The organism is Streptomyces sp. NH27 (assembly GCF_056859195.1).
The window spans coordinates 1-450 of sequence record NZ_JACEGK010001091.1 but is presented as its reverse complement, the minus strand read 5'-3'; the positions used below and the strand labels follow the sequence as shown (position 1 = coordinate 450).

Here is a 450-nt window from a genome sequence, read left to right as displayed (position 1 = left end):
GATGAGGCTGGTCAAGTTGTCGTAGACCCAGATATCATTAAGGCTGTTCAAGACGCAGACCGCATCTACATCCTTGCAGCTGGAACATCTTACCATGCAGGATTTGCTTCTAAGAAGATGTTGGAAGAATTGACAGATACACCAGTTGAACTTGGAATCTCATCTGAGTGGGGCTACGGTATGCCACTTCTCAGCAAGAAACCACTCTTCATCTTTATCAGCCAATCTGGTGAAACAGCGGATAGTCGTCAAGTTTTGGTCAAGGCTAATGAAATGGGAATTCCAAGCTTAACAGTGACAAATGTTCCAGGTTCAACCCTCTCACGTGAAGCCAACTATACCATGCTCCTTCACGCAGGTCCTGAAATTGCCGTGGCATCAACTAAAGCCTATACAGCGCAAATCGCAGCCCTTGCCTTCCTTGCAAAAGCAGTCGGAGAAGCAAATGGT

1 protein-coding gene is annotated in these 450 nt (G+C 46.4%); it reads left to right on the top strand.

What is annotated here, in order from left to right; genetic code table 11:
- Nucleotides 1–450: SIS domain-containing protein (locus AC13HU_RS38170; RefSeq protein WP_483046578.1), on the top strand; the 450-nt coding region annotated here is incomplete at both ends.